At 67.0% G+C, this 15,589-nt stretch carries 14 protein-coding genes; 10 read left to right on the top strand and 4 right to left on the bottom strand.

The window, feature by feature from the left end; genetic code table 11:
* The first annotated feature begins 18 nt into the window (after positions 1-18).
* The 4 genes from AB4Y68_RS00510 (at position 19) to AB4Y68_RS00495 (ending at position 4,905) form a co-directional block, all read left to right on the top strand.
* On the top strand, positions 19-693 hold the full coding sequence (locus tag AB4Y68_RS00510; RefSeq protein ID WP_441453092.1) for a chromosomal replication initiator DnaA: 675 nt from the start codon (positions 19-21) through the stop codon (positions 691-693).
* Between the two features lie 61 nt (positions 694-754).
* Positions 755-2,986, top strand: a complete 2,232-nt coding sequence (locus AB4Y68_RS00505) for an RNA degradosome polyphosphate kinase (protein WP_441453090.1) — start codon at positions 755-757, stop codon at positions 2,984-2,986.
* On the top strand, positions 2,986-4,506 hold the full coding sequence (locus tag AB4Y68_RS00500; RefSeq protein WP_441453088.1) for a Ppx/GppA phosphatase family protein: 1,521 nt from the start codon (positions 2,986-2,988) through the stop codon (positions 4,504-4,506). Before AB4Y68_RS00505 ends, AB4Y68_RS00500 begins: the two co-directional genes overlap by 1 nt.
* A 33-nt stretch (positions 4,507-4,539) precedes the next feature.
* Positions 4,540-4,905: a VOC family protein gene (locus tag AB4Y68_RS00495; RefSeq protein ID WP_441453086.1), complete on the top strand. Its 366-nt coding sequence runs from the start codon at positions 4,540-4,542 to the stop codon at positions 4,903-4,905.
* A gap of 3 nt (positions 4,906-4,908) precedes the next feature.
* On the opposite strand, the gene rnd is transcribed toward AB4Y68_RS00495, so the two are convergent.
* Complete coding sequence (rnd, locus tag AB4Y68_RS00490) at positions 4,909-6,060, bottom strand: ribonuclease D (RefSeq protein ID WP_441453084.1); 1,152 nt, start codon at positions 6,058-6,060, stop codon at positions 4,909-4,911.
* Between the two features lie 81 nt (positions 6,061-6,141).
* On the opposite strand from rnd, the gene purM reads away from it, so the two are divergent.
* Positions 6,142-7,179 (top strand): phosphoribosylformylglycinamidine cyclo-ligase, encoded by a 1,038-nt coding sequence (gene purM, locus AB4Y68_RS00485; RefSeq protein ID WP_441453082.1) that lies wholly within the window; start codon positions 6,142-6,144, stop codon positions 7,177-7,179.
* Between the two features lie 248 nt (positions 7,180-7,427).
* On the opposite strand, the gene AB4Y68_RS00480 is transcribed toward purM, so the two are convergent.
* Positions 7,428-9,020: a S10 family peptidase gene (locus AB4Y68_RS00480; RefSeq protein WP_441453081.1), complete on the bottom strand. Its 1,593-nt coding sequence runs from the start codon at positions 9,018-9,020 to the stop codon at positions 7,428-7,430.
* Between the two features lie 173 nt (positions 9,021-9,193).
* Between AB4Y68_RS00480 and purN the strand changes: the two genes are divergently transcribed.
* Together purN and AB4Y68_RS00470 are read left to right on the top strand one after the other, a co-directional pair.
* Positions 9,194-9,787 (top strand): phosphoribosylglycinamide formyltransferase, encoded by a 594-nt coding sequence (gene purN / locus AB4Y68_RS00475; protein ID WP_441453079.1) that lies wholly within the window; start codon positions 9,194-9,196, stop codon positions 9,785-9,787.
* 126 nt (positions 9,788-9,913) lie between these two features.
* Positions 9,914-11,971, top strand: coding sequence for a M13 family metallopeptidase (locus AB4Y68_RS00470; RefSeq protein ID WP_441453078.1), 2,058 nt, complete (start codon positions 9,914-9,916; stop codon positions 11,969-11,971).
* Between the two features lie 178 nt (positions 11,972-12,149).
* Here the strand turns inward: AB4Y68_RS00470 and ndk are convergent, their stop codons facing one another.
* Positions 12,150-12,569 (bottom strand): nucleoside-diphosphate kinase, encoded by a 420-nt coding sequence (ndk, locus tag AB4Y68_RS00465; protein WP_441453076.1) that lies wholly within the window; start codon positions 12,567-12,569, stop codon positions 12,150-12,152.
* A gap of 97 nt (positions 12,570-12,666) precedes the next feature.
* On the opposite strand from ndk, the gene AB4Y68_RS00460 reads away from it, so the two are divergent.
* The 3 genes from AB4Y68_RS00460 (at position 12,667) to AB4Y68_RS00450 (ending at position 15,284) form a co-directional block, all read left to right on the top strand.
* Positions 12,667-14,550 carry an ABC-F family ATP-binding cassette domain-containing protein gene (locus AB4Y68_RS00460; RefSeq protein ID WP_441453074.1) on the top strand — a complete coding sequence of 628 codons (1,884 nt, stop codon included), beginning with the start codon at positions 12,667-12,669 and terminating at the stop codon, positions 14,548-14,550.
* A gap of 16 nt (positions 14,551-14,566) precedes the next feature.
* Positions 14,567-14,824 (top strand): DUF2164 domain-containing protein, encoded by a 258-nt coding sequence (locus AB4Y68_RS00455; protein WP_441453072.1) that lies wholly within the window; start codon positions 14,567-14,569, stop codon positions 14,822-14,824.
* A 64-nt stretch (positions 14,825-14,888) separates the two neighbouring features.
* Positions 14,889-15,284, top strand: coding sequence for a hypothetical protein (locus AB4Y68_RS00450; protein WP_441453070.1), 396 nt, complete (start codon positions 14,889-14,891; stop codon positions 15,282-15,284).
* A gap of 6 nt (positions 15,285-15,290) precedes the next feature.
* On the opposite strand, the gene AB4Y68_RS00445 is transcribed toward AB4Y68_RS00450, so the two are convergent.
* The gene (locus tag AB4Y68_RS00445) at positions 15,291-15,587 is read right to left on the bottom strand and encodes a hemolysin (protein ID WP_441453069.1); all 297 of its coding nucleotides are present in this window, start codon (positions 15,585-15,587) and stop codon (positions 15,291-15,293) included.
* Between the last annotated feature and the right edge of the window lie 2 nt (positions 15,588-15,589).

The following is a 15,589-nucleotide window of genomic DNA, read 5'->3' as shown; positions in this document are numbered from 1 at the left end:
TCTGCTATGGTTCCCTTCATGACCGCCCTCGGCACCGACATCCAGCAACTGCGCCTGCCCCTGCGGCAGGAGGCGTCTCAGCGCGCCTCGGATTTCGTCGTGTCCGAATCCAATTCCAGCGCGACCTCGGTGCTGGCGACCTGGCCCGAGACGCCCGGTTCGGTCCTGTCGATCTTCGGCCCGCCCGGCAGCGGCAAGAGCCATCTGGCCGCCGCCTGGGTCGAGCGCACCGGCGCCGTCGCCCTGCACGGGGCCGAGGCCGCCCTGGTGGATCCGCTGGAACTGGAGGGCCAGTTCGTCCTCCTGGATCGCGCCCAGGACGCCGACGACGAGAGCCTGTTCCACCTGATCAACCTGACCCAGTCGGGGGGCGGTGCCCTGCTGCTGGTGTCGCGCGACCCTCCGGCGGCCTGGGCCTGCGACCTGCCCGACCTGCGCTCGCGCCTGAACGCCATCCGCACCGTCGGGATCGAGGCGCCCGACGACGCCGTTCTGGCCGCCATGCTGAAGCGCGCCTTCGCCACCCGCAACATCACGCCGGGCGAAGAGGTCGTGGACTATCTGGCCCGCCGCATCGACCGCTCGGCCGACGCCGTTGAGAACATCGTGGACCAACTGGACGCCTTCCACCGCCCGGTCACCCGCGTCCTGGCCCGTCAGGTGCTGGACGACAGCGACGAACTGTCCGACTGATCACGCAAGATCAGGCCAGATCACGGTTGCAGCCGTCACAGGGCCGCGCGACAACGGCTACATGACTGAAATCGCGCCCATCGCCGTCGACACCACCGGCGAGGAAGTCCCCTCCTCGCGCGCGCCGCAGCTGGAGCTGTCCGAGGCACTGATGGCCTCGCCCGAGCGCTTCATCAACCGCGAGCTGTCCTGGTTGGCCTTCAACGGACGCGTGCTGGAGGAAGCCGCCAACGAGGGCCATCCGCTGCTGGAGCGGGTCCGCTTCCTGTCGATCTCGGCCAACAACCTGGATGAGTTCTTCATGACCCGCGTGGCGGGCCTGAAAGGCCAGGTGCGCGAGCGCGTCCGCGTCGTCTCGCCAGACGGCCTGACCCCTGCGGAACAGCTGGAACAGGTCAACGCCGCCGCCGGGGGCCTGATGGCCGAACAGCAGCGCCAGTGGCGCGTGCTGCGCAAGGAGATGACGGCCGCCGGGATCGAGGTCGTCGACGGCGCCAAGATCACGCGCACCGAGCGCGAGCGGCTGGAGCCCGAGTTCCTGAACCAGTTGTTCGCCGTGCTGACGCCGATGGCGATCGACCCGGCCCACCCCTTCCCCTTCCTGCCCAACCTCGGCTTCTCGCTGGCGCTCAAACTGCGCCGTCACAGCGACAACCGGGTGCTCTATGCGCTGGTGCCGGTGCCGACCCAGGTGCGACGCTTCTGGGCGCTGGCGACCGACGGCCGTTCAGCGCCGGGGCGCAAGCGGTTCGTCTCGCTGGAAAACCTGCTGCTGCTGTTCATCGACCATCTCTTCCCCGGCTGCGAAATTCTGGAGAAGGGACTGTTCCGCCTGATCCGCGACTCGGACATCGAGATCGAGGAAGAAGCCGAAGATCTGGTCATGGAGTTCGAAGAGGCGCTGAAGCAGCGCCGGATGGGTTCGGTCGTCCGCATCAAGATTCAGGCCTCCATGCCCGAGGACCTGCGCCAGTTCATCATCGCCGAACTGCACGCCCAGCCTCAGGACGTGGTTCTGGTCGAGGGGATGCTGGGGCTGGCGCAACTGGCCGAACTGATCCCCGGCGGCCACCCGGACCTGAAGTTCAAGGGCTATGAGCCGCGCTATCCCGAGCGGGTGCGCGACAACGGCGGCGACATCTTCGCGGCGGTCCGCGAAAAGGACATGCTGATCCACCACCCGTTCGAGAGCTTCGACGTGGTGGTGCAGTTCCTGCGACAGGCGGCGCGCGACCCCAACGTCATCGCCATAAAGCAGACCCTGTATCGCACCTCCAAGGACAGCCCGATCGTCGCCGCCCTGATCGAGGCGGCCGAGAACGGCAAGAACGTCACCGCCCTGATCGAACTCAAGGCGCGCTTTGACGAGGAGGCCAACCTGCGCTGGGCACGGCAGATGGAGCGGGCCGGCGTCCACGTCGTCTTCGGCTTCGTCGAGTATAAGACCCACGCCAAGCTGAGCGTCGTCGTGCGTCGCGAGGGCGAGGCCCTGCGGACCTACTGCCACTTCGGCACCGGCAACTACCACCCGACGACGGCCAAGATTTACACCGACCTCAGCCTCTTCACCTGCGATCCGGTGCTGGGGCGCGATGCGACGCGGGTGTTCAACTACATCACCGGCTATGCCGCCCCGGACGAACTGGAGGCCCTGATCGTCTCGCCGCTGAACATGAAGACCAGCCTGCTGGAGATGATCGGCAAGGAGATGTCGGCCGCCGCCAAGGGCAAGCCCGCCGCCATCTGGGCCAAGATGAACGCCCTGGTCGACCCCGAAATCATCGACGCCCTGTACCGCGCCAGTCAGTGGGGCGTGCGGATCGAACTCGTCATTCGCGGCATCTGCTGCCTGCGCCCCGGGGTGGCGGGCCTGTCCGAGAATATCCGGGTCAAGTCGATCATCGGCCGCTTCCTGGAACACAGCCGCATCATCGCCTTCGCCAACGGCCACGACCTGCCCAACAACAAGGCGCGCCTTTTCATTTCGTCCGCCGACTGGATGCCGCGCAACCTCGACCGTCGCGTCGAGCTGATGACGCCGATTCTGAACGCCACCGTCCACGATCAGGTGCTGGACCAGATCATGGTCGCCAATCTGAAGGACGACGCCCAGAGCTGGGTGTTGGAGTCGGACGGAACCTATCGTCGCGTCACGCCCTCCGGTCCTGAACGTCCGTTCTCGGCCCACAAATATTTCATGACCAATCCCAGCCTGTCGGGCCGCGGCCGCAAGGTGAAGACCCTGCCCGGCGCCCTGTCCTATGCGGGTCTCAAGCCCCGGAAGCGCCGCTGATGGGCGTCGAGGCCGAATACCCGTCACGCCAGATCGCCGTCATCGACATCGGCTCCAACTCGGTGCGTCTGGTCCTCTACCGGCTGGAAGGCCGGGCGGTCTGGACCATGTTCAACGAAAAGGTTCTGGCGGGGCTGGGCCGTGACATGGCTGCCACGAAGCATCTGTCAGTTCCAGGCGTGGTCTCGGCCATGATCGCTCTGCGCCGCTTCGCCGCCCTGATCGAAGGCGTGCAGCCGGATCAGACCATCGTCGCCGCCACCGCCGCCGTGCGAGAGGCCCAGGACGGCTCCGAGTTTTGCGCCCGCGTCACCGCCGAGACCGGCCTCAAGGTCCGCGTCCTGAGCGGCGAGGAAGAGGCCCGCTATTCGGCGCTCGGCGTCCTGGCTGGCGCCCCGCGATCGCGCGGCGTCGCCGCCGACATGGGCGGCGCCAGCCTGGAGTTGACCCGCATCGGCGACAGCGCCCGGCATCAGCCGCTGGGCAAGGGCGTGACCCTGCCTCTGGGGCCGTTCGCCCTGGCCGACCCCAAGGGGTTCGACGCCGACCGCCTGCGCGCCCGTATCGCCAAACGGCTGGAGCCGGTCGCTGCGCCCTTCGCCACCGACGCCCTGCACGCGGTCGGCGGCGCCTGGCGCAGCCTGGCCCAGATGCATATGGCCATGAGCAACCATCCGCTGCGGATCGTGCACGAATACGCCATGACCGCCGCGGACGCGCGCGATCTGGCCCGACTGGTGGCGCGCCAGTCCAAGGCGTCGCTGGAAAAGCTGCCGGGCGTGTCCAAGCGCCGGGCCGAAACCCTGCCCTACGCCGCTCTGGTGCTGGATGGGCTGATCGACGCCCTGGGGCTGAAATCCGTGACCTTCTCGGCCTGGGGCGTGCGCGAAGGTCTGCTCTACGCCGGGATGTCGCCGGACATGGCGGCGGTCGACCCCTTGCTGGCCGGCTGTTCGGCCTGGGGCGGGCGCCAGGGCGTCGATCCGGCCCTGCCGCGCGCGCTGGACGGCTGGCTGCAACCGGTCGTCTCAGCCATGCCTGAGGCCTTTGGCGAGGAACGCGACGCCGTTCTGACCTCGTCGGTCTGCCGTCTGGCCGACCTCGGCGCCCGGCTGCACCCCGACCATCGCGTCGAACTGGTGTTCGATCAGGTGTTGCGCTCGCCCATTCCGGGCCAGACCCACGCCGAACGCGCCTTCCTGGCCGTGGCGATGAACGCCCGCTACGGCGGCGACGCCAAGACGCCGTCTCCCGGCGCCGTGGACCGGCTGCTGTCCGAAACGGGCCAGAAGCGCGCTCGCGCCCTCGGGCTGGCCATGCGGCTGGCCTGCGACCTGTCGGGCCGCTCGCCGCAACTCCTCGCCAACGCCGCCGCCACCGTCGAAAAGGGCGCGTTGCGGATCACGGCCGCCGAGGGCTACGCTGACATGTTGCTGGGCGAACAGACGCGCCGCCGGGCCAAGGCCTTGGCCGAGGCCATGGGGCTAGGCTTGAAAATTCAGGATGCGGCGTCGGTCTGACGTCGCTCGGATCTCGTTTTGGGAGGAACGACCATGCCAGTCACCGGAATCGGCGGCTTCTTCTTTCGCTCGAAGGACACCAAGGCCTTGGCCGACTGGTATCTGACGCACCTCGGCGTCGGCGCGCCCGAGGGCGTGTGGGTCTGGGATCAGCAGGCCGGCCCGACCGTCTTCGCTCCGTTCAAGGAAGACAGCGACTATTTCGCCACCGACCACCGCTGGATGCTGAACCTGCGCGTCGAGGGGCTGGACGATCTGATCGCCTCCCTCACGGCCGCCGGGATCGAGGTGATCACCAAGCCGGAATGGGAAGCCCCCGAGATCGGACGCTTTGCGCGCATCCACGATCCCGAAGGCAATCCGATCGAACTGTGGGAGCCGGCTTCGCCACCGGCCTGATCCCTAGCCTTCGATTTCGACCACTTCGACCCGGGCGCCGTTCAGCACCAGGGCGATCTCGCCGCGCTTCAGCTTCAGCGCGTCTTCGCCGAACAACTGGCGGCGCCACCCCTTCATGGCCTCGATGTCGGCGTTGTCGTCCAGGGCGATCTTTTCCAGATCGGCGACGTTGGCGATCAGCTTGGTCGCCACGCCGGCGTTGTCGCTCTTGGCCTTCAGCAGCACCTTCAGCAGCTCGACCACCGAGGGGGGCGCCGGCTGGCCGTGCGCCGGGCGCTCCAGCTTGGGCGCATGAGCTTCCGGGTCGGCCAGGACGCGCTTCAGCTCGGCCGCCAGCTCGATGCCCAGACGCGAGCCGCCGAAGCCCTTGGGCACCGAACGCAGGCGGTTGAAAGCGTCGGGGTCGGTCGGGGCCTGGGTCGCGATCTCGTCGATCGCCTCGTCCTTGAGGATACGGCCACGCGGCTGGTCGCGCTCCTGGGCCGCGCGCTCACGCCAGACGGCGACGGCGACGAAGGCGGCCAGGTATTTGGCGGCGTATTTCTTGGGCTTCAGACGTTTCCACGCATTCTCGGGCGTGGTGTCGTAGAGGGCCGGATCGGTCAGGGCTGCCATTTCGGACATGACCCAGTCGAGACGGCCCTCCTTCTGCAGCCGCTCCAGCAGCTTGGGATAGAGGGCGGCCAGGTGGGTCACATCGCCCAGGGCGTAGACCAGTTGCGCTTCCGACAGCGGGCGGCGCGCCCAGTCAGTGAAGCGGCTGCCCTTGTCCAGTTCCTGGCGCAGCATCTGGCGGACCAGTTGCTCATAGCTGACCTGATCGCCGAAGCCGGCGGCCATGGCGGCGACCTGGGTGTCGAACATCGGCCTGGGCATGGCGCCCAGCCGGTTGAAGATTTCCACGTCCTGTCGGGCGGCATGGAAGACCTTGATGATCGATTCGTCGCGCAGCAGCGCGAGGAAGGGTTCGAGGTCCAGATCCTCGGCCATCGGGTCGATGATCGCGGCGTCCGTGGGCGAAGCGGCCTGGATCAGGCACAGCTTGGGCCAGTAGGTCGTCTCGCGCATGAACTCGGTGTCGACCGTGATGAACGGGGCCTTGGCCAGGCGTTCGCAGAACTCGATCAGCGCGTCATTGGTGGTGATTGGCGTCATTCCGATGCTATAGCCCCGCGCGACGCCGTCGTGGCAAGAGCGCTGCGACAGATTTTCGCCCCCGATTTCGAGCCGTGACCGATGAGCGACACCCCGAAAGCCCCGAATTCCGGCCTCACCTACGCCGATGCGGGTGTGGATATCGACGCCGGAGAAATGTTGGTCGACGCCATCAAACCCCTGGCCAAGTCGACTCGCCGCCCCGGCGCCGAGGCTTCGCTGGGCGGATTCGGCGCCCTGTTCGACCTGAAGGCTGCCGGTTTCCAAGACCCGCTGATCGTCACCACGACGGACGGCGTCGGCACCAAGCTGAAGATCGCCATCGAGACTGGCCGTCATGACGGCGTGGGCGTCGATCTGGTCGCCATGTGCGTCAACGACCTGCTGGCGCAAGGCGCCGAGCCGCTGATGTTCCTGGACTACTACGCCACGGGCAAGCTGGACGTGGACGCCGCGCGCCGCGTCGTCGCCGGCATCGCCGAGGGCTGCCGCCAGTCGGGCAGCGCCCTGGTCGGCGGCGAGACGGCCGAGATGCCGGGCATGTATTCGGGCGGCGACTATGATTTGGCCGGCTTCTCGGTCGGCGCCGTCGAGCGCGGTCAGGTTCTGCCCTATCTGGACCAGCAGAAGGCCGGCGACGTCATCATCGGCCTGGCCTCGTCGGGCCCGCACTCGAACGGCTATTCGCTCATCCGCAAGGTCGTGGAAAAGTCTGGCCTGGCCTGGGGCGACGACGCCCCCTTCGCCAAGGACCGCACCCTGGCCCAGGCCCTGATGGAGCCGACCCGCATCTATGTGAAGCCGGTCCTCCCGCTGATGAAGGCCGGCCTGATCAAGGGCGCGGCCCACATCACGGGCGGGGGCCTGATCGAAAACCCGCCGCGCTGCATCGCCGACGGCCTGCAGGCCGCGTTCGACTGGAACGCCTGGTCCCTGCCCCCCGTCTTCGAATGGCTGAGCGTCGTCGGCGGCATCTCCGACCACGAACTGCGCCGCACCTTCAACTGCGGCGTCGGCTTCATCCTGATCGTCTCGCCCGAGAACGCCGAGCCGGTCCTGGCCGCCCTGCTGAACGCGGGCGAAGGAGCCTTCGTTTGCGGCCAACTCGAAGCCGCCTGAAGCGCGCCTCGCGCCTGAAATGACAAAGGCCCCGGTCGCGAGACCGGGGCCTTTTTTCTTGGGCCGGATTTATCAAGAGCCCTCCCCCTCGATGGGGGAGGGTTGGGTGGGGGTGAGGGCAAGCCGTTTCCGAAGAAAGCCCAGGAGGCGCCGACGCGTCACATGAGCCCTATCCGAAATGTCATGCGCACACCCCCATCCCCAGCCCTTCCCCCATCGAGGGGGAAGGGAGATGCACAGCCTGAGGCCTATCGAACCCCGCCGTTCTCGGTTTCCTCGTAGAACTTGGCCAGATCGCGGTGCAGGGCCACCAGCGCGGGGCGGCTCGTGTACATCATGTGTCCGCCCTCATAGTAGGTGAACTCCAGGTTCTGGCGCAGCTTCGGCTCCAGCATCATCTGGGCCAGATCGAACTCGGTCGAGAAGAAGGGCGTGGCGCCGTCGTAATAGCCGTTCAGCGACAGCACCTTCAGATGCGGATTGCGCCGCATCGTCGTGGCCAGATCGACCGCCGTGTTCGGCGTGGTCTGCGGACCACCCACCGGCGGACGGTGGCTCCAGTTCCAGTTGAAGCCCGGCAGGCCGCGCGCCGACTGGCGATACTCCATGTCGGTCCGGTAGTTCAGCGTATTGGCCACATAGTCGTTGAAGATGCCGAAATAGGCCCCGGTGACGGCGCTGCTCGACGGGTCTTCCTCCGGCTCGCCGCCCACGGCGTCGGCGTCCATGCCCAGGTAGCGGGTGTCCAGACGGCCGATGGTCTCACGGCGGTCACGCAGCAGTTCCTTGCGGAACGGCGACAGCTCGACCCTCAGGTTGGCGTTGTCGATGAAGGTCGGCGAGACGCCGATCAGTTCGCTCATCTGCTGGGCGATCTGGGCGCGCTCGGCGTTCGAGATCATGTGACCCTTGGCCAGGGCCGCAGCATAGGGCCCCATGGCGAACTCGCGCGTCCGCTGGACGTGGGCCTCGACCGTGGCGGTGCGGTTCGGCACCTTGTTGTGATACCAGGCCGTGGCTGCATAGGTCGGCAGCAGGGTGATGAAGTTCTGCGCATAGCCCGGCTGGCGCACGCCGTAGTTCATGATCGAGGACAGCAGGATGACGCCGTTCAGCGACATGCCGCGGCTTTCCAGTTGATGCGCCACGGCCCCGGTGCGCAGCGTGCCGTAGCTTTCGCCGAGAACGTATTTCGGGCTGGACCAGCGGTTGAACTTGGTCGTGTAGCGCATGATGGCGCGGGTGAAGGCGTCCGCGTCCTGATCCACGCCCCAGAAGGCCGAGCCCGGCGTCTCGCCCAGCGGGCGCGAGTATCCAGCGCCGACCATGTCGATGAAGACCAGGTCGGTCTTGTCCAGCAGGGTCATGTCGTTGGGACCGACGTTGAACGGCGCCGGACGCTCGACCACCGGGCTGTCGGTCTGCACCCGCACGGGGCCGAAGGCCCCCATGTGCAGCCACACGGTCGGCGAGCCCGGACCCCCGTTGTAGAGGTAGGTCACCGGCCGGCTGCCCGCCTGCTGGCCGTCCAGCGTATAGGCGACATAGAACAGGCTGGCCGTCGGCATGCCCGCGTCGTCGCGGATGGTCAGGGTGCCAGCCGTGGCCTTGTAGCGCATGGCGCGACCGTGGGCGGTGATCGAATGGCTGGTCGTCACCTCCTTTTCCTCGGGCGTCGCGCGCGCCCAGTTGCGCTCCACCTGCTCGGCGGTGGCGTTGCGCAGCCGGTCGGCAGCCGAGCGCACGGGGCCAGAGCCTCCGCCGGACGCTTCCTGAGCCGCAGAAACCATCGGCACGGCCAAAATCGCCGTCGCACAGACAGCGGTAAGCAGATGACGCATTGTGAAACTCCCCCTCACGCACCGGATATCCCGGCGCCGGGACGCTAGCGCCAAGCCGGTCCATCCGGCAACGGACTTTGTAACGCCCCCCCTGATAGCGGCATGGGGCTTGCCAAGCCGCCGTCGCGGTCGCATCCCTCGTCTCCTCCCCGATCCGTCGCCCGAGCCGCCCCATGCCGACTGAAACCGCCAAGCCCAAGACGCGCGTGGCCGTGCTGATCTCCGGCTCCGGCACCAACATGGCCTCGCTGATCGCGGCGGGACAGGCGGCGGACGCCCCCTATGAGGTCGTGGTCGTCCTCTCCAACGTGGCGAATGTGGCCGGTCTGGAGAAGGCCCGCGCCGCCGGGGTCGAGGCCCTGACGATTGAACACAAGCCCTTCGGCAAGGACCGCGAAGCGCATGAGCGCGCGCTGGACACCCTGCTGGTAGAGCGGAACATCGAGGTGATCTCCCTCGCCGGTTATATGCGGCTGCTGACGCCCTGGCTGGTGCAGAAATGGGCGGGCAGGATGCTGAACATCCATCCATCCTTGCTGCCCCTCTATCCCGGCCTGAACACCCACGCCCGCGCCATCGAAGCCGGCGACGCCGAGGCCGGTTGCACCGTCCATCTCGTCACCGAAGGGGTCGATGAAGGCCCCGTCCTGGGTCAGGCGCGCGTGCCGATCCTGCCCGGCGACACCGCCGAAACCCTGGCCGAACGGGTCAAGGCAGCGGAACATACGCTGTATCCGCAGACGCTAGCGGCCTTCGTCGCGCACTGACGGCGACGCTTTCCTTAACTATTATTAATGTGACGGTTGGTTCCAGGCGGGAGCAGGTTCGCCGCTCAAGCTCGACCCGGCTCTGCCGGCGACTGCGCTCGCCTGTTTCCACATGGGGAAGACCCGATGCTCAAGACCCGCCTTATGGGCGCCGCCGGCCTGGCGCTCGCCCTCGCGCTCTCCGCCCAGGCCGCCACAGCCCAGAACGCCCACCCCGCCCATGCCGCTGCTGACGCGCCCCAAATCCACCCCTGGGGCTTTGACCTGGGCGGTCGCGATCTGGCGGTGAAGCCGGGCGACGATTTCAACGAATACGCCAACGGGACCTATCTCAGGAACCTGCAGATCCCCGCCGACAAGGCCCGTTTCGGCCCGTTCGACGCCCTTTATGAGAACGCCCAAGGCCAGTTGAAGTCGATCATCGAGACCAGCGCCGCCAACCCGACCAACGCCAACGCCCAGAAGGTCGGCGCCCTCTACGCCAGCTTCATGGACGAGACCCGCGTCAACCAGCTGGGCGCCCAGCCCCTGGCCGCCGATCTGGCCGCCGTGCGCGCCGCTGCGGACCGTTCCGACATCGCCCGCCTGATGGGCGAGAGCCACGCGAAATTCGGCGGCTCGCTGTTCGCCATAGACGTGGCCGAGGATCTGAAGAACCCCCAGTTCAACACCGCCTATATGGGTCAGGGCAACCTCGGCCTGCCCGACCGCGACTATTACCTGAAACCCGATTTCGCGCCTCAGCGTGAAGCCTACGTCGCCTATGTCACCCGCGCCCTGACCGCCGCTGGCTGGGCTGAGCCGGCCCAGGCCGCCGCCGACATCCTGGCCTTCGAGACCAAGGTCGCCGAGAAGCAGTGGACGACGGTCGAGCGTCGCCAGATGGACAAGATCTACAACCCGGCCCCGACCGCCAACCTGGCCAATCTGGCCCCAGGCTTTGACTGGGCCGCCTTCCTGCAAAGCGCCCAGATCGGCGACGTGGACACCATCGTCCTGATGGAAAACACCGCCATCCCGGGCATCGCCCAGGTCTTCGCTGCTACCTCGCTGGACACGCTGAAGGCGTGGGCAGCCTTCCAGATCGTCGATCAGGCTAGCCCCTACCTGTCTGACGCCTTCGTGAACTCGCGCTTCGAGTTCCGCGGCAAGACCCTGCGCGGTCAGCCCGAGAACCGCCCGCGCTGGAACCGCGGCGTCGCCCTGGTCGACAACCAGTTGGGCGAGGTGCTGGGCCAGGAATACGTCCGCCTGCACTTCCCGGCCTCGTCCAAGACGCAGATGGAGGCCCTGGTCGCCAACCTCCGGGCCGCCATGACCGAGCGCCTGAAGGCTCTGGACTGGATGAGCGAGGCCACGCGCGAACAGGCCCTGCTGAAAATGTCCAAGTTCGGCGTGAAGATCGGCTACCCCGAGAAATGGCGCAGCTATGACGGGCTGGAGCTGTCGGCTGACGACCTCTACGGCAACGTCGAGCGGGCCTCGGCCTTCGACTGGGCGTGGAAGCGCGGCAAGATCGGCCAGCCGGTCGATCCGCTGGAATGGATCATGACGCCTCAGACGGTGAACGCCTACTACAACCCGCCGCGCAACGAGATCGTCTTCCCGGCCGCCATCCTGCAGCCGCCCTTCTTCGATCCCAAGGCGGACCCGGCGGTCAACTACGGCGGCATCGGCGCCGTCATCGGCCACGAGATCACCCACGGCTTCGACGATCAGGGCCGCAAGTCCGACGCCGACGGCGTGCTGCGCGACTGGTGGACGCCCGAGGACGCCGCCCGCTTCGACGCCCGCGCCAAGGTGCTGGGCGCCCTCTACGACGCTCAGGAGCCCATTCCGGGCGTGCATATCAACGGCGACCTGACCATGGGCGAGAACATCGCCGATCTGGGCGGCCTGCTGATGGCGCTGGACGCCTATCATCGCAGCCTCAACGGCCAGCCGGCCCCGGTGATCGACGGCCTGACGGGCGATCAACGCGTCTTCCTGGGCTGGGCCCAGGTCTGGCGCCAGAAGTCGCGCGAGGCGGCGTTGAAGGAGCAACTGACCACCGACCCGCACTCGCCGGGCGCTGCCCGCGCCGCCACCCCGCCGCGCAATATCGACGCTTGGTACGCCGCCTTCGGCGTCAAGCCGGGTCAGGCGGAATACCTCGCCCCGGACAAGCGCGCCCGCATCTGGTAGGCGCGACCTCCCTACGGACATGAGAACGGCGTCGGCTGCAAAGCCGACGCCGTTTCTTTTTGCCCGCGACCCAAAAGAAAGGCCCGCCTCCGTTTCCGAAGGCGGGCCGCTTTATCCCTGCCAGGCCGCGTCGGGTCGAAAAGGCGGAGCCTTTTGACCGCGGCCCAACAAGAAAGCCTTAGCCAACGATGTCGGCGTCGGTGAAGAACTGGGCGATTTCGATGCCGGCGTTTTCCAGCGAGTCCGAACCATGGACCGAGTTCTCGCCGATCGACAGGGCGAACAGCTTGCGGATGGTGCCTTCGGCGGCGTCGTTCGGGTTGGTGGCGCCCATGACTTCGCGGTACTTGGCGACGGCGTTGTCGCCTTCCAGCACCTGCACGACGACCGGCTCAGCGATCATCTGGCCGACCAGTTCGCCGTAGAAGGGACGCTCGGCGTGCACTTCGTAGAATTTCTTGGCTTGGGCTTCGGTCAGCTTGATGCGGCGTTGAGCGACGATGCGCAGGCCTGCGCCTTCGATGACGGCGTTGATCGCGCCGGTCAGGTTGCGGCGCGTGGCGTCGGGTTTCAGGATCGAGAAAGTACGTTCGGTCATGGCGAAGACTCTTTGCAGTTTGGAGGATTGAGGGTCGCGGGCTTATAGCGGCGCCCTCCCCGCTTTCCAACCGCCACCTGAACGTCAGACGCTCGCAATGCTCCAGATCACCAACCTGACGTTCAACGCCTGGGGCCGCCAGTTCCTCGACGACGCCTCCGTCAGCCTGCCGCCGGGCTCCAAAGTCGGCCTAGTGGGCCGCAACGGCATCGGCAAGTCGACCCTGTTCAAGCTGATCCTGGGCGAACTGGCCGCCAACGGCGACGAAGTCAGCCTGCCCAAGACCGCCCGCGTCGGCTCGGTGGATCAGGAACACCCGGCCACGCCCGACAGCGTGCTGGACACCATTCTGGAAGCGGACGCCGAACGCCATGACCTGCTGACCCGGCTTGAAACCGCGCCGCCGGAAGAGATGGGCGAGATCTGGGCGCGTCTGATCGACATCGACGCCGATTCGGCCCCCGCCCGCGCCGGTGAAATCCTGGCCGGCCTGGGTTTCAGCCAGGAAGACCAGCAGCGTCCCATGTCCGAGTTTTCGGGCGGCTGGCGGATGCGCGTGGCCCTGGCCGCGGCCCTGTTCTCAGAGCCGGACATGCTGCTGCTCGACGAACCGACCAACTACCTCGACCTGGAAGGCGCCCTGTGGCTCGAAAGCCGCCTGCAGAAATACCCGCACACGGCCCTGATCATCAGCCACGACCGCGAACTGCTGAACAACAGCTGCACCCACACCCTGCACCTGGCGAACCGCAAGCTGGAACTCTACACCGGCGGCTACGACATGTTCGAAAAGGCGCGCGCCGAGAAGGCTCGCCTGCAACTGTCGGCCAAGGCCAAGCAGGACGCCGAGCGGGCTCACCTGCAAGCCTTCGTGGACCGCTTCAAGGCCAAGGCCTCCAAGGCCGCCCAGGCCCAGTCGAGGATGAAGCGCCTGGCCAAGATGGAGCCGGTCTCGACCACCATCGAGGAACGCGTCGCCCCCTTCACCCTGCCCTCGCCGCCGCGTCCTCTGGCGCCGCCGCTGATCCGTCTGGAACGCGCCAACGTCGGCTATGAGACCGGCAAGCCCATCCTGCGCAATCTGAACCTGCGCATGGACCTGGACGACCGCATCGGCCTGCTGGGCGTCAACGGCGCCGGCAAGTCGACCTTCGCCAAGATGATCGCCGGCGCACTGAACGTCTCCGAGGGCGAACTGCACCGCGACAAGAAGATGCGCGTGGGCTGGTTCCACCAGCATCAGATCGAGGCCATGGACCCGACCGACACCCCGCTGGAGATCATCCGCCGGGCCATGCCGGACGCCAACGAAAGCAGCCGCCGCTCCAAGCTGGCCCAGTTCGGCCTCGGCTATGAAAAGCAGGAAACCACGGTCGAGAGCCTGTCCGGCGGCGAGCGCGCCCGACTGCTGTTGAACATGGTGGCGATGGACGCCCCCCACGTCCTGATCCTCGACGAACCGACCAACCACCTGGACATCGACAGCCGCCGCGCCCTGCTGGACGCGCTGAACGACTACAACGGCGCCGTCATCCTGATCACCCACGACCGCTCGCTGATGGAGATGGTCGCCGACCGTCTGTGGCTGGCCGCGGACGGCACGGTGAAGCCCTATGAGGGCGACATGGACGACTATCAGAAGTTCGTCCTCGACCGCGCCAAGGCCGCCGCCGTCAAACCCAGCCAGATCAAGCAGGAGGCCGCAGCCGCAGCCCCCGTTCAAGGCGGCAAGAAGAAGAACGACAAGAAATCAGGGCCTTCGCCCTCAACCCTGCGCCACGCAGTGAAGAAGGCCGAGGAGCGCATGGCCGCCCTGACCGCCGAGGTCGCTCGCATCGACGACGACCTGTCCAACGCCGCCGTGTCCAATCCCAAGGCGCTGGAAGGCCTGACGCGCGCCCGCGCCAAGACCCAGTCCGATCTGGAGGCCGCCGAGGCCGCCTGGGTCGAGGCCGAAGAAGCCCTGGCCGCCGTTTCCTGATGAACAAAGCTTCCTGATGACCAAGCCGATCCAGTTCACCAAGGAAGAACGCACCGCCATCGGCGGCCGCATCCGCGGCTTCTTCAGCAAGGAGTTGGATCAGGACATCAGCCAGCTTCAAGCCGAGATGGTGCTGGAGTTCTTCGGCGGACAGATCGGCGGCTGGTTCTACAATCGCGGCCTGGCCGACGCCCAGGCCGTGGTCACGGCCAAGGCCGAGGACATCGCCGACGCCATCTACGCCCTGCAGCGGAACGAACCGCCGCTTCGGTAAATCGTCGTTCTTCGAGGTGTAAGAATCATGCGACGGCTTCGGGCATTAGATCCTCGGAGCCGACATGATCAGAACCCTCGCCGCCCTCGCCCTGACAGCAGCCCTGATCACGCCCCCCTCCGCCCTGGCGCAAAGCGCCGCACCGCAGCGCTACGCCGTGGAGCTTCAGGTGATGGAGGCCGGCAAGGACGTGGTCGTGGCGCGCACCTTCGTGGCGGAAGGCCACCCGGCGACCCTGACGCTTAACGCGGACAAGGATGCGCTTGAGTTCAACGCCAACATCTACACCCAGCAGGGCGACGGCGCCGACGACCTGCTGGTCACCGAGATCAGCCTGGCGCGCAACGGCGAAGAAATCGCCGCGCCACGTATGATGATGAGGCGCGGCGGAACGGCGCGCTATGAAGTCGGGACCGAGGGGGCCGATGCGGTCCGCATCACGGTCAAGCCCGCCCCCTGAACCGCATCAGCCACAGCTGACGCGCGTCACCAGATCGCTCTTGTCGTCGTAGGTGAAGGTCACGCGGTTCTCACGGAAATCCATCGTGGCGGCGCAGCTGCTGCACAGGACGCGGAAGATACGGCCGGCCGGCGCGGTCGGAATCGTCGAGCGGTTGCGGCCGACATATTCCTGATAATCGCTGGCCTTGCAGGTCACCGGCGTCGCCTCGACGCCCGGGGTCGACGTCGTGCTCTGGCTCGGGGCGCAGGCCGAGAGCGCCACGGCGCTCGCGAAGGCGGTCAGCATCAGCATCGTCTTCATGG

Source organism: Brevundimonas sp. 2YAF1 (assembly GCF_052114745.1).
Lineage (GTDB): Bacteria > Pseudomonadota > Alphaproteobacteria > Caulobacterales > Caulobacteraceae > Brevundimonas.
This window is presented reverse-complemented; position numbering and strand designations above follow the sequence as displayed.